We start from the raw sequence: 13296 nt of genomic DNA, 5'->3' as shown, positions 1-13296 counted from the left end.
ATGTCTGCTGCCAATAAACCGCTTGATATCAAAAAGAGCGTCGTCGACGCCGTGCTCGCCGGGCTGATCTCGTTGATTGTTTTCGGGCCCATCGTCGGCGTCGTGCTCGACGGCTACAGCTTCAACCTGCAGCCGGCGCGTGTCGGCTGGCTGGTGGCGATCGTGATGATCGGCCGCTTCGCCATGAGCCTGTTCCTGCAGACTCCCAAGGGCCTGAAGATCCTCCAGGGTTTTGAAAGCACTGGCTCCGGGGTGCATGTGCGGGCGCCGGACTACAAGTCGCGGCTGCGCTGGATCATCCCGGCGTTGATTGTGATTGCCATCGTGTTCCCGTTCTTCGCCAACAAGTACCTGCTGACCGTGGTGATCCTCGGCCTGATCTACGTGCTGCTGGGCCTGGGCTTGAACATTGTGGTGGGCCTGGCCGGCTTGCTCGACCTGGGCTACGTGGCCTTCTACGCCATCGGCGCCTATGGCCTGGCCCTGGGTTACCAGTACCTGGGCCTGGGTTTCTGGACGGTGCTGCCGCTGGCCGCCATTGCGGCGGCGTTGGCCGGGTGCATCCTCGGGTTTCCGGTGTTGCGCATGCACGGTGACTATTTGGCGATCGTGACCCTGGGCTTCGGTGAAATCATTCGCCTGGTATTGAACAACTGGCTGTCCTTCACCGGTGGGCCGAACGGCATGCCGGTGCCATCGCCGACCTTCTTCGGCCTGGAATTTGGCCGTCGGGCCAAGGATGGCGGGGTGCCGTTCCACGAATTCTTCGGCCTGGAATACAACCCCAACCTGAAATTCCTGTTCATCTACATCGTGCTGTTCCTGGTGGTGTTGCTGGTGCTGTACGTCAAGCATCGCCTGACCCGCATGCCGGTGGGCCGCGCCTGGGAAGCCCTGCGTGAAGACGAGATCGCCTGCCGCGCCATGGGCCTGAACCACGTGCTGGTCAAGCTCTCGGCATTCACCATCGGAGCCTCCACCGCCGGTCTGGCCGGGGTGTTCTTTGCCAGCTACCAGGGCTTCGTCAACCCGTCGTCCTTCACCTTCTTCGAGTCGGCGCTGATCCTGGCCATCGTGGTCCTGGGGGGCATGGGCTCGACGGTGGGCGTGGTGATTGCCGCCTTCGTGCTCACCGTGGCGCCGGAGTTGCTGCGCAGCTTCTCCGAGTACCGAGTGCTGTTGTTCGGGGTGCTGATGGTGTTGATGATGATCTGGCGACCGCGGGGTCTGATCCGCATCAGCCGTACCGGTGTGACCCCACGTAAAGGTGCCCTGACTCAGAGGAGCGCGCCATGAGCGAAGTGATTCTTAAGGTGCAGAACCTGATGATGCACTTCGGTGGCATCAAGGCCCTCAGCGACGTCAGCCTGGAGGTCAAACGCAACTCGATCTTCGCCCTGATCGGCCCCAACGGCGCGGGCAAGACCACGGTGTTCAACTGCCTGACCGGTTTCTACAAGGCTTCGGGCGGGCGCATCGAACTCAACACCCGCGGCCAGAGCACCAACGTCATCAAACTGCTGGGGGAAGCCTTCCGTGCCACGGATTTCGTGTCGCCGAAAAGCTTCGCCAGCCGCCTGTACTACAAGATGTTCGGCGGCACCCACCTGGTGAACCGCGCCGGCCTGGCGCGGACCTTCCAGAACATTCGCCTGTTCAAGGAAATGTCGGTGCTGGAGAACCTGCTGGTGGCCCAGCACATGTGGGTCAACCGCAACATGCTGGCCGGCATCCTCAACACCAAGGGTTATCAACAGGCCGAGAGCGACGCCCTCGACCACGCCTTCTATTGGCTGGAAGTGGTGGACCTGGTGGACTGCGCCAACCGCCTGGCCGGTGAACTGTCCTACGGCCAGCAGCGTCGCCTGGAGATTGCCCGGGCCATGTGCACGCGGCCGCAGATCATCTGCCTCGACGAACCGGCCGCAGGCCTCAACCCTCAGGAAACCGAAGCGCTGAGCGCGATGATCCGGCTGCTGCGCGACGAGCACGATCTGACCGTGGTGCTGATTGAACACGACATGGGCATGGTGATGAGTATTTCCGACCACATCGTGGTGCTGGACCACGGCAACGTGATTGCCGAAGGCGGGCCGGAAGCGATCCGCAACGATCCGAAAGTGATCGCGGCCTACCTGGGCGCCGACGAAGAGGAGCTGGTATGAGCGACGCTGGCAACGCTGCAACCATCCTCGAACTCAAGGAGTTGAACGTTTACTACGGACCGATCCAGGCCCTGAAAAACGTTTCGCTGCACATCAACGAAGGGGAAACCGTCAGCCTGATCGGCTCCAACGGCGCGGGTAAATCCACGCTGCTGATGTCGATCTTCGGCCAGCCCCGGGCCGAGTCCGGGCAGATTCTCTACCGCGGTGTGGACATCACCCACAAGTCCTCCCACTACATCGCCTCCAACGGCATCGCCCAGTCCCCGGAAGGGCGCCGGGTGTTCCCCGACATGACCGTGGAAGAGAACCTGCTGATGGGCACCATCCCCATTGGCGACAAGTACGCCACCGAGGACATGCAGCGCATGTTCGAGCTGTTCCCACGGCTTAAGGAGCGGCGCACCCAGCGGGCCATGACCATGTCCGGCGGTGAGCAGCAGATGCTGGCCATTGCCCGGGCGCTGATGAGCCGGCCCAAGCTCCTGTTGCTGGATGAACCCAGCCTGGGGCTGGCGCCGATTGTGGTGAAGCAGATCTTCGCCACCCTGCGCGAATTGGCGGCCACCGGCATGACCATCTTCCTGGTGGAACAGAACGCCAACCACGCGCTGAAACTCTCGGACCGTGCCTACGTGATGGTCAACGGCGAAATTCGCCTGAGCGGCACCGGCAAGGAGCTGCTGGTCAACGAGGAAGTGCGCAACGCCTACCTCGGCGGTCATTGATCTGCCGCCAGCCCATAAACATGCCCCGCCGGCCCACGCCGCCGGGGCATTTTTTATCCCCAGATACCGCCGCCCGTCATCGTCGGCAAAGCCATCATGTCTGCACTATCGCCATCCCATGCCAGCCGCTCTCCGTCGCGCAGTGAGCCATTTCCGGAAATTGTGGAAAACATTATTCGCAAGCTGCCAAAGCGCGGCATAAAGCCGCTGCAATCAGTTGTTTTGGCAGGGTTTTGACTTGTCCCCGTTTGCTGTGGAACTGGCTGTGGGTAACGTGGGAGTAGCTGGCTACAGGCCTTTAACGGCGTGGCTTGTGGCGTGGTGATTGTTTTTTGATCAGGGGTTTTGAGTCGGCCCGTCGGTGCGCTTGTCAACCTGTTTATTGTCGCAGCTACAGGCCGTAGCAGGTGTTGAAAAGCCTGTGGATAAGTCTGTGGTTAAACTCTGGAAAGACTCAGCTAAGCACCGTCGTTACTGGCTTCAGGCCATGGCCTTGATGGGCGTGAGTGCGCCCTGTCGGCCAGGGGCTGCATGCCAGCCTGGCCCGGGTCAAGTAAAAAACTTGCAAAACCGGGCTGTAGGCCCTGTGGATAGAGGCTTCCAGGGTTTTGCACTTGCCCCCAAAGACTGTGGACCGGCCTGTGGATAAGGTGCGTGCACATGGCTGCAGGCCACGCCACCCATGGGCTGGCGGCGGTTGATTGTTTTTTGTACAGGTGTGGAGGGTCAAACGCTCTCGCAGGCGCCTGCGGCAGGCTTCTATTGCCGCTCAAAGCCAGGCCGGGCATGCTGCGGGGCGGTTTTTATTTCATCGGCGGCGCGAAGCCCAGCAAGGAGAACACCATGACTTCCACACTGTTCATTACGGGCGCGACGTCCGGTTTTGGCGAAGCCTGCGCCCGGCGTTTTGCCGAGGCCGGTTGGTCCCTGGTGCTCACCGGGCGCCGTGAGGACCGCCTTAACGCCCTCTGCGCCGAACTCTCGAAACAGACTGAAGTGCATGGGCTGGTGCTCGATGTGCGTGACCGCAAAGCCATGGAAGCCGCCATCGCCAACCTGCCGCCGTCCTTCAGCAAGCTGCGCGGGCTGATTAACAACGCTGGCCTGGCCCTGGGTGTCGACCCTGCGCCCAAGTGCGACCTGGACGACTGGGACACCATGGTCGACACCAACATCAAGGGCCTGATGTACAGCACTCGCCTGCTGTTGCCGCGCCTGATCGCCCACGGCCGTGGCGCCGGCATCATCAACCTGGGTTCCATCGCCGGCAATTATCCGTACCCGGGCAGCCACGTGTATGGCGCCAGCAAGGCGTTCGTCAAACAGTTCTCCCTGAACCTGCGCTGCGACCTGCAAGGCACCGGCGTGCGGGTGACCAACATCGAGCCGGGCCTGTGCGAAAGCGAGTTCTCCCTGGTGCGTTTCGCCGGTGACCAGGCGCGTTACGACGCCACTTACGCGGGCGCCGAACCGATCCAGCCGCAAGACATCGCCGACACCATCTTCTGGGTCCTCAACACCCCGGCCCACGTCAATATCAACAGCCTGGAGCTGATGCCGGTGAGCCAGACCTGGGCCGGTTTCTCCATCGAGCGCAACGCCAAGTCCTGAGGCGTTGCAGCGCCCGGCCGGTTCCAGCAGGAGCCGGCCGGCGATTGCCTTCTACACTGTCTTTCATCTTCGGAAACACTTGCGCTGAACCGCTTCAGGCGAAAGTCGCCGGCCCAAGGTAAAATTTCGCCCGCCGTTTTTTCGGCGTCTCGCCCTGAGGCGCTGTGGTCGAGGTTCAAGAGGAGGGTATGTGAGTAACCGAGGTGAGCAGGCGCTGCTCAAGCAATCCACTGTACTGATGTTCGCTGTGGCGATCGCCGGGATCGTCACGGGTTTTATTTCGGGTGCCCAGTCCATCCTGTTCGATGGCTTTTTTTCCCTGATCGCGACCTTTATCAAAATCCTGATGCTGATCACCGCCCAGCTGATTGCCAAGCAAAGCAACCAGCGTTTCCAGTTCGGCTTCTGGCACTTGGAACCCATGGTGCTGCTGATTGAAGGCAGCTTCCTGCTGCTGATCGCCATCTACGCGTTTCTCAACGGTGTGTTCGGCATCCTCAATGGCGGCCGTGAAATCGAGCTGGGCTTGGTGATCGTCTATGCGGCGGTGTTCAGCGTGGTGGAGTTCGCTTATTTCTTCTACGTGCGCCACCGCAATCGCACCCTCAAGTCGTCGCTGATCCAGTTCGACAACATCAGTTGGCTGGTGGACGCCATGCTCTCCGTGGGGCTGTTGGTGAGCTTTATCTGCGCCTTGCTGCTCAAGCACTACGGGCACGGGCAATGGGCGGTGTATGTCGACCCGGCGATCCTGATCCTGTTGGCCCTGAGCATGTTGCCGCCGGCATTGAAGATCCTGCGGCCGGCCCTGCGCGATGTGCTGGGCATCGCCCCGGACCAGTTGGACGAGAAGGTGCGCGGCGTGATGGAGCAGGCCAAGCTCGCCCACGGTTTTGACGACTACATCAGCTACGTGCAGAAGCACGGGCGGGCGCGTTTTATCGAGATCCACATCGTACTGCCGGAGGACTACCCGCTGCAGAACGTGGCCACCCTGGACGAGTTGCGTGAGGAGATTTCCGCGCAGTTGGGTCAGGCCGATTCTGCTCGTTGGCTGACCATCAGCTTTACCGGGGATCGCAAGTGGATTGCCTGAGTGGAGTCTATCGCCGGCAGGCCGGCTCCCAGAGGAGCGGGTTGCCGGCGAACAGCGTTCAGCCGAAGTATTCAGCCAACCCGCGATAGCAGGTTGCCAAGTGATACGGCGTGGTTGAGGGCATGTCCCGTCGGCTGACCACACTCTGTGCATCCAGGCATTCGTTCCAGCCGCCGTCGTGCAGGAAGTGCTGTTGCAGCGCCAGCAACTGGCGCTGCACCTGGGCCTCGCTGCCCGTGCGCAAGGTCAGGGCGCGCAGGTATTCGGCTTGGGCCCAGATGCGCTGAGTCTCATCCTTGGCCGCACCTTGTGCCTGTAGATCGAGCATGGCGCGCACCGCCCCATTGTTCGGGTTGACGCCCCGTTGCTCGGTAAAGGCAAAGGCCTGGTCCAGGGACTGGTGCAGTGGGCCGCCGCGCAGCAAGTCTGAAGAGGCCAGGAGAAAGAACCACTCGAACTGATGGCCCGGCTCAAACCAGTTATCCACAGCCCCCAGCGGCTTCTCCATCATTACCCCGTGCTGCGGGTCGATAAAACCTGCGTGCATGGCCGCGCAGAGGTCGAGCAGGGCCTGTTGCACCTGGGCGTCGTCACGCACTTCCAGGGTCGCGAGAAAGGCCTCGGCCAGGTGCATCAGTGGGTTCTGCAGGGGGCCGGAGCCCAGGGACGACCAATCCCGCTCAAGGCTGGCCTCGTACAAACCGTCTTCCCGGGCAAAGCGCTCGGCCACCACTTGCAGCGCGGCATTGAGCACCGATTCCACCAGCGGCTCGCGCACCTTGGCCCAGTAATGGGCACAGGCGAAGACGATAAAGGCGTGGGTATACAGGTCTTTGCGCTGATCCAGCGGCGCGCCCTGAGGGTCGATGCTGTAGAACCAGCCGCCGTGTTCGGCGTCGTGGAAGTGCCGTTGCAGGGAACGAAACAGCGCAGCAGCACGCTCCTCGGCAAAGGGCGCGGCAACCTCGCCGATCAGGCTGGAAAACACATACAGCTGACGGGCGCAGGCCATGGCGCGATAGCGCTGCGGCGGCAGTGGCCGGTGCTCGGCGTCCAGGGCTTCGTAGGGCAGCGCCAGCTCGGCGTTCCAGCCCGGGCCAAGCCACAGCGGCACGATCACCTGGTGAAAATGCCGCTGCACGGCGCTGAACAGAGCGCTCGATTCAGGCTGGGAGGCGGAACGGGAAACATCGGGCATTGGCTGGCGTCGTCACGGCAGGTTTGAATGCGCGCCATGTTAACAGAGAAGCCCCCGGCCTCACCCACCCTGTAGACGCTGGCTGTCAGCGATAACCCCGGACCTGCAAGCCTCGTTGGCTCGCCAGCGAATGCGTGCTTGAGAGCGCTTTCGCCAGGGAGCCGGCTCCTACACGCAGGGGCGGGAGGCTCAGCCGGCCAGCAGCCAGACGCCGGTGGCGGCCGAGGCGGCGCCAGCCAGGCGCACCAGGGGGGCTGCGGCTTGTGGCAGGACGCGTACCACGGCGTAGCCGACAGCATGCAGCGCGGCGGTGGCGGCGACAAAACCGGCGGCGTAGGCCCAAGGGCTGGACATCTCTGGCAGTTCCAGGCCGTGGGCCACGCCATGGAACAGCGCGAACAGCGCGGTGGCCACCAGGGCCAGGCTCAGGGGCGGACGCACGGCCAGGGCGACGGCCAGGCCCAGGGCCAGCACCGAGGCGGCGATGCCGCTTTCCAGGGCTGGCAGGTTCAGGCCTTCAAAACCCAGCACACCGCCCAGCAGCATGGTGCCGACGAAGGTGCAGGGCAGCGCCCAGCGGGCTGTGCCTTGTTGCTGGGCTGCCCAGAGGCCCACGGCGAGCATCGCCAGCAAGTGGTCGAGGCCGCCGATGGGGTGGCTGATACCGGCCATCAGGCCGTTGTCGCCGTGGCCCGGGTGGGCGAAGGCCAGGGCTGGGGTCAGCAGCAGGGCCAGGGCCCCGACAATGCGTTTGAAGGTCATGGAGTGGCTTCCTTGTTGAGCGTTTGAGTAAGGGGATCAGGCCGCGTTCAGCAGCCCTTGGCGTTCGATAAAGGCAATGATCTCGTCCAGGCCCTGGCCGGTTTTCTGGTTGCTGAAAACAAACGGCTTGCCGCCGCGCATGCGCTTGGTGTCGCTGTCCATCATTTCCAGGGACGCGCCCACTAGCGGTGCCAGGTCGATCTTGTTGATCACCAGCAGGTCGGATTTGCAGATGCCGGGGCCGCCCTTGCGCGGTAGTTTGTCGCCGGCCGAAACGTCGATCACGTAGATAGTCAGGTCCGAGAGTTCGGGGCTGAACGTTGCCGACAGGTTGTCGCCACCGGACTCCACCAGGATCAGGTCAAGCCCGGGAAAGCGCCGGTTCAGTTGGTCCACGGCTTCCAGGTTGATCGAGGCGTCTTCGCGAATCGCCGTGTGCGGGCAACCGCCGGTTTCCACGCCGATGATCCGCTCTGGCGCCAGGGCTTCATTGCGCACCAGAAAGTCGGCGTCTTCGCGGGTGTAGATGTCGTTGGTCACCACCGCCAGGTTGTAGCGCTCGCGCAGGGCCAGGCACAGGGCCAGGGTCAGGGCGGTTTTGCCGGAGCCCACCGGGCCGCCGATGCCGACGCGCAGAGGTTGTGAGTTCATGTGATTCTCCAAAGTAAGAGGCCCTAGGAACGGAACAGACGGCTGTACTGGCGCTCATGGGCCATGCACGCCAGGGACAGGCCGAAAGCGGCGCTGCCGTAATGGTTGGGGTCGATCGTGGACGCGTTGTGTTGCGCCTGTTGCAACAGGGGCAGCAGCTGGCTGGTCAGGCGCTGTGCGGCTTGCTGGCCCAGGGGCAGGGTTTTCATCAGCACCGCCAACTGGTTTTCCAGCCAGCTCCAGAGCCAGGCGGCCAGGGCGTCCTGGGGGCTGATCTGCCAGGCCCGAGCGGCCAGGGCCCAGCCCAGGGCCAGGTGCGGTTCGGCACGCTGGGCGAGAAAGCTCCGGGCGCAGGCATCCAGCTCAGGCAGGCCATTGAGCAGTTGTTGCAGGGAGTACCCCATCTGCCGGCTTTCCTGGTACAGCTCGCGGGTTTCGCGGCTGGCCTGATGCTCTTCACAGAGTTGCAGCAACTGGGCCCAGTCTTCGTCTGCTGCGGCCTGGCAGTGGGCGAGCAACAGCGGCGCCTCGAAGCGGGCCAGGTTGAGCAGCAACTGATCGCTGATCCAGCGCCTGGCGCTGTCGGGGTCGACCACCCGTTGCTGTTCCACGGCCATCTCCAGGCCCTGGGAATAGCTGTAGCCGCCAATCGGCAATTGCGGACTGGCCAGGCGCAGCAAGGCCCAGGCGGGATTCATGGACGCACGCCGAACTGGTGCAGGCGCGGCGGGTAGTTGAAGTCTTCGTCGCCGTGCCGCGAATGGTGATGGCCGCCGCCGTAGGCACCGTGCTCCGGCTGGAAAGGCGCTTCGATGGTTTCCGTGTGGGCGCCGAGTTGCTCGAGCATGGCCTTGAGCACGTAGTCATCCAGCAGCCGCAGCCAGCCGTCACCGACTTGCAGGGCGACATGGCGGTTGCCCAGGTGATAGGCGGCGCGGGTCAGTTCGAAGGCATTGCTGCAGGTCACATGGAGCAGGGTTTCCGGACGTGCGCAGACGCGCACAATGCGGCCGTCCTCGGCTTCCAGGCACTCGCCGTCATGCAGCGGTGACTGGCCGCGTTCGAGAAACAGCCCGACGTCTTCGCCGTCGGCACTGAAGCAGCGCAGGCGGCTTTTACTTCGGGCCTCGAAGGTCAGGTGCAGTTCGGCGGACCAGAGGGGTTGGGGGTCGATTCTGCGGTGAATCACCAGCATCGGAGGGCTTCCAGCTATGAGCGATGCATAAGCCAGAGCAAGGGGCTTGCCAATCGAGTGTCGCGACGCGCAAAAGCTTTTGTATACAGGTTTTTACGCCTGAAAACGGGGCAGGCCGACGGTCTGTTTTGTGGCGTGCCGGTGCGTTTTGTCGAAGTTTTGCACTGTGATGGTGCGTTGTGAGCGTTTTTGCTGCAGGCCGGTGCTTTTTCAAGGCCGCGATGGGCTGCCGGCGCGCTCGAAGGGGGCGTGGCCGGTGGTCAGGCTCGGCATCGGGGCGTGCAGCTTTACTCGGTACTGCCCAGCCCTTGCCAGTGCTTCAGGCCAATAAAGATGAAGCGCAACTGCTGGGTGATCTTGGCCTGGGGCGTGAGGTGCTCGGGCAGCGCCTGGGCCGGTGGGTCGATGATGTCCGGCAGGGTGGCGAACACACTTTTGACGATCAGGTCGGCAATGACGCCCAGGTCTTCGGCCGCCAGGTGCTGGAGTTTCGGCATCAACGTCAGGTCGGCCGCCAGGTCCGCGCTGATGTTTTCCCGCAGGTGGGCAATGGCCTGGCGCACCGGCAGCGAACCGCCGTATTGCTCGCGGGCCAGAAACAGGAACTGCGAGCGATTGGCCGCCACCACGTCGAGGAAGATCCGCACCGAGGCGTCGATGATCCCGCCCATGACGAATTCGTTGTGGCGCACCAGGCGAATGGTTTCCCGGAAGGTCTGGCCGACTTCACTGACCAGCACCAGGCCCAGTTGGTCCATATCGGCAAAATGCCGGTAGAAACCGGTGGGGACAATGCCGGCGGTTTTCGCCACTTCACGCAGGCTCAGGCTGCCGAACCCACGGCCGCACTCCATCAGATGGCGCGCTGCGTCCATCAAGGCGTTGCGGGTCTGTTGCTTCTGTTCGGCGCGGGGCAGCATGGGCGGGCTGGCTCTCTGTCCAAGAGGAGCGGCGCACTCTAGCAAATCAACTTTGCCGGCGTCGAACTTGAGAGGGGCAGAGGGGGAAGGCGGGGCGTTACGGTTTACAGAAAGTCAAAAGCCCGATCCAGGGATCGGGCTTTTTTCACGGCGACCACAGGCTCAGCTCACAGTCTGATGACGTTCAGCGAGGCGATCAGCGCCGTCAGCAGCAACGGTTTGACCTTGTGGGGTGCGGTCGTAGCCATCTTCAGCAACGGTCTGGCCTTGTGGGGTGCGGTCGTAGCCATCTTCAGCAACGGTCTGGCCTTGTGGGGTGCGATCATAGCCATCTTCAGCAAGGGTTTGACCTTGTGGAGTGCGATCATAGCCGTCTTCGGCGAGGGTCTGGCTGAACACACTGTGGCTGGCTTTGACTTGTGGGGTGGCTTGCTCGGCTGCCGGCAGGGCGAAGGCGTTGGCGGCAAGGATCGACAGGGTGAGGCTCAACAATACGTGGCGTTTCATGATGGGGTGCTCCGTGGGAGGGCGATAAAGTGGGTACGGAGGCAATGTTACGCCCGCTAAATCGATATAAAAGTTCATAAACGCAATGGTAATAATCAACGGAATTGATTGTTTGTCGTGAGGGCTCTAGAACGGGCGTTTTCAGCCGGTTTTTTTGCACCGGAGTGGGTATTTACGACCCACTTGTGCCGCTTGATTGGGCGGGGGCGGTAACGCCAAATTGATGCTTTGGTCAGGAATCTGGCTTTTTTTGGGCTGCAATCGGCATCTGGGTTAAACCTGCACGCGGTTTGTCAGTCGTAGTTTTCATGGCCGCGGGATCTTTCCCCGGCATTTCAAATGGGCCTCGCGGTGGCGAAGCCCAGCTGTCTTCAGGAGCCCTGTGCAATGACGCGCACTCGTAAAATTCTCGTCTGGACGTTCAGCAGCCTGATCCTGCTCCTGGCGCTGTTAGTGGTACTGGTCGCTTTCTTCGATTGGAACCGTCTCAAGCCGACGATCAACGACAAGGTGTCTGCCGAGCTGCATCGGCCCTTTGCGATCAATGGCGACCTGTCGGTGATCTGGCAGCGCGAGCCTGACCAGGGCGGCTGGCGGGCCTGGGTGCCTTGGCCCCATGTGGTGGCGCAGGACCTGACCCTGGGCAACCCCGACTGGTCCAAGGCGCCACAGATGGTCAGCCTCAAGCGCGTCGAACTGCGTATTTCGCCCCTGGCCCTGCTGGCCCAGCGCGTGAGCATTCCGCGCATCGACCTGACCGAACCCAATGCCGCCCTGCAACGCCTGGCGGACGGCCGCGCTAACTGGACCTTCACCTTCGACCCCAAGGACCCCGATGCCGAACCCTCCAGCTGGGTGGTGGACATTGGTGCCATCGGCTTCGACAAGGGCCATGTGACCCTCGATGACCAAAGCCTGAAGACCCAGCTCGACGTGTTGATCGACTCCCTGGGCAAGCCGATTCCCTTCAGTGACATCGTGGGTGACAACGAGGCGAAAAAGGTTCGGGAAAAAGGGCATGAGCCTCAGGCCTATGCGTTTGCCCTGAAGGTTAAAGGCCAATATCACGGGCAGGCGCTCAGCGGCACCGGCAAGATCGGCGGCCTCCTGGCTTTGCAGGACTCCAGCGTGCCGTTTCCGCTGCAAGCCCAGGTGAGCATCGCCGACACCCGCGTCGAATTGCGCGGCAGCCTGACCGACCCCCTGAACCTGGGGGCCCTGGACCTGCGCCTGAAATTGGCCGGCAGCAGCCTGGGCAACCTCTATCCGCTGACCGGGGTGACCCTGCCGGATTCCCCGCCTTATGCCACCGACGGCCACCTGACCGCCAAATTGCGCGACCCGGCAGGTGCCACCTTCAGCTACCAGGATTTCAACGGCAAGATCGGCGACAGCGACATCCACGGCAACCTGACGTACCAGGCCAGCCAGCCGCGGCCCAAGTTGACGGGCGCCCTGGTCTCCAACCAATTGCTATTCCGCGACCTGGCGCCGTTGATCGGCGCCGACTCCAACGCCAAGCAAAAGGCCCGGGGCGGCGAAAGCAAGCAACCGGCAGACAAGGTACTGCCGGTGGAAGAGTTCCGCACCGAGCGCTGGCGCGATATGGACGCGGACGTCGAGTTCACCGGCAAACGCATCGTCCACAGCGCCGAGTTGCCGTTCAATGACCTGTACACCCACCTGGTGCTCAACGATGGCCAACTCAGCCTCGAACCCCTGCGTTTCGGCGTGGCCGGTGGCAAGCTCGATGCACAGATTCGTCTCAATGGCCACGCCACACCACTGGAAGGCCGGGCCCGGCTGACGGCGCGCAACTTCAAGCTCAAACAGTTGTTCCCCAGCTTTGAACCGATGAAAACCAGCTTTGGCGAGCTCAATGGCGACGCCGACATCAGTGGTCGGGGTAACTCGGTGGCAGCGCTGCTGGGCACCGCCAACGGCGACCTGAAAATGCTCATCAATGACGGCGCCATCAGCCGCAGCCTGATGGAAATCGCCGGGCTTAACGTGGGCAATTACGTGGTCGGCAAGATGTTTGGCGACAAGGAAGTGAAGATCAACTGCGCGGCGGCCGACTTCGGCATCAAGAGCGGTCTGGCCAGCCCCCGGCTGTTCGTTTTCGATACCGAGAATGCGGTGATCTACATCGACGGCACGGCCAACCTGGCCACTGAGCAACTGGACCTGACCATCACCCCGGAATCCAAGGGCCTGCGGCTGTTCTCCCTGCGTTCGCCGTTGTATGTGCAGGGCAAGTTCATCAAACCCAGCGCCGGGGTCAAGGCTGTGCCGCTGATGCTGCGCGGCGCGGGCATGGTGGCGCTGGGGCTGATCGCCGGCCCGGCTGCCGGTTTGCTGGCGTTGGTGGCGCCCAGCGGTGACGAGCCCAACCAATGTGCGCCGCTGCTGGAGCAAATGCGCTCGGGCAAGGCGCCGGTGACGGTCAAGCCGACCCGCTGA

General features: G+C 62.7%; 12 protein-coding genes and 1 pseudogene. 6 read left to right on the top strand and 7 right to left on the bottom strand.

Going from position 1 to position 13296, the window contains the following annotated elements; all coding sequences use genetic code 11:
• The 5 genes from livM to M1B35_RS29890 all read left to right on the top strand — a co-directional run bounded on the left by livM (position 1) and on the right by M1B35_RS29890 (position 5600).
• On the top strand, positions 1-1296 hold the full coding sequence (gene livM / locus M1B35_RS29910) for a high-affinity branched-chain amino acid ABC transporter permease LivM (protein ID WP_123329618.1): 1296 nt from the start codon (positions 1-3) through the stop codon (positions 1294-1296).
• Positions 1293-2165, top strand: a complete 873-nt coding sequence (locus M1B35_RS29905) for an ABC transporter ATP-binding protein (RefSeq protein ID WP_123329620.1) — start codon at positions 1293-1295, stop codon at positions 2163-2165. Before livM ends, M1B35_RS29905 begins: the two co-directional genes overlap by 4 nt.
• On the top strand, positions 2162-2893 hold the full coding sequence (locus tag M1B35_RS29900) for an ABC transporter ATP-binding protein (RefSeq protein WP_123329622.1): 732 nt from the start codon (positions 2162-2164) through the stop codon (positions 2891-2893). Before M1B35_RS29905 ends, M1B35_RS29900 begins: the two co-directional genes overlap by 4 nt.
• Before the next feature lie 843 nt (positions 2894-3736).
• Complete coding sequence (locus M1B35_RS29895) at positions 3737-4504, top strand: SDR family oxidoreductase (RefSeq protein ID WP_123329911.1); 768 nt, start codon at positions 3737-3739, stop codon at positions 4502-4504.
• Between the two features lie 190 nt (positions 4505-4694).
• Positions 4695-5600: a cation diffusion facilitator family transporter gene (locus tag M1B35_RS29890; RefSeq protein ID WP_123329624.1), complete on the top strand. Its 906-nt coding sequence runs from the start codon at positions 4695-4697 to the stop codon at positions 5598-5600.
• Positions 5601-5658: 58 nt separating this feature from the next.
• Here M1B35_RS29890 and M1B35_RS29885 read toward each other — a convergent pair whose 3' ends face one another.
• The 7 genes and pseudogenes from M1B35_RS29885 to M1B35_RS29855 all read right to left on the bottom strand — a co-directional run.
• Positions 5659-6798 carry an AGE family epimerase/isomerase gene (locus tag M1B35_RS29885; protein ID WP_123329626.1) on the bottom strand — a complete coding sequence of 380 codons (1140 nt, stop codon included), beginning with the start codon at positions 6796-6798 and terminating at the stop codon, positions 5659-5661.
• Positions 6799-6987: 189 nt separating this feature from the next.
• Entirely contained in the window at positions 6988-7560 is a 573-nt protein-coding gene (locus M1B35_RS29880) for a HupE/UreJ family protein (RefSeq protein WP_123329628.1), read from the bottom strand.
• Between the two features lie 36 nt (positions 7561-7596).
• Positions 7597-8211 (bottom strand): urease accessory protein UreG, encoded by a 615-nt coding sequence (gene ureG / locus M1B35_RS29875; RefSeq protein WP_123329630.1) that lies wholly within the window; start codon positions 8209-8211, stop codon positions 7597-7599.
• A gap of 23 nt (positions 8212-8234) precedes the next feature.
• Complete coding sequence (locus tag M1B35_RS29870) at positions 8235-8909, bottom strand: urease accessory protein UreF (RefSeq protein ID WP_268263844.1); 675 nt, start codon at positions 8907-8909, stop codon at positions 8235-8237.
• On the bottom strand, positions 8906-9406 hold the full coding sequence (ureE, locus tag M1B35_RS29865) for an urease accessory protein UreE (RefSeq protein ID WP_123329634.1): 501 nt from the start codon (positions 9404-9406) through the stop codon (positions 8906-8908). Before ureE ends, M1B35_RS29870 begins: the two co-directional genes overlap by 4 nt.
• A 287-nt stretch (positions 9407-9693) precedes the next feature.
• The gene (locus M1B35_RS29860) at positions 9694-10326 is read right to left on the bottom strand and encodes a TetR family transcriptional regulator (RefSeq protein WP_123329635.1); all 633 of its coding nucleotides are present in this window, start codon (positions 10324-10326) and stop codon (positions 9694-9696) included.
• Between the two features lie 192 nt (positions 10327-10518).
• Positions 10519-10833 (bottom strand): annotated as a pseudogene (locus M1B35_RS29855) (hypothetical protein); the annotation flags it as partial.
• Between the two features lie 387 nt (positions 10834-11220).
• Here M1B35_RS29855 and M1B35_RS29850 point away from each other — a divergent pair.
• Entirely contained in the window at positions 11221-13296 is a 2076-nt protein-coding gene (locus M1B35_RS29850) for an AsmA family protein (RefSeq protein ID WP_268263842.1), read from the top strand.

Origin of the sequence: Pseudomonas morbosilactucae, assembly GCF_023241665.1 — a bacterium.
GTDB classification, from domain to species: domain Bacteria; phylum Pseudomonadota; class Gammaproteobacteria; order Pseudomonadales; family Pseudomonadaceae; genus Aquipseudomonas; species Aquipseudomonas morbosilactucae.
Note: the sequence above shows the minus strand (reverse complement) of the source record. Positions and strands in the feature narration are given on the sequence as shown.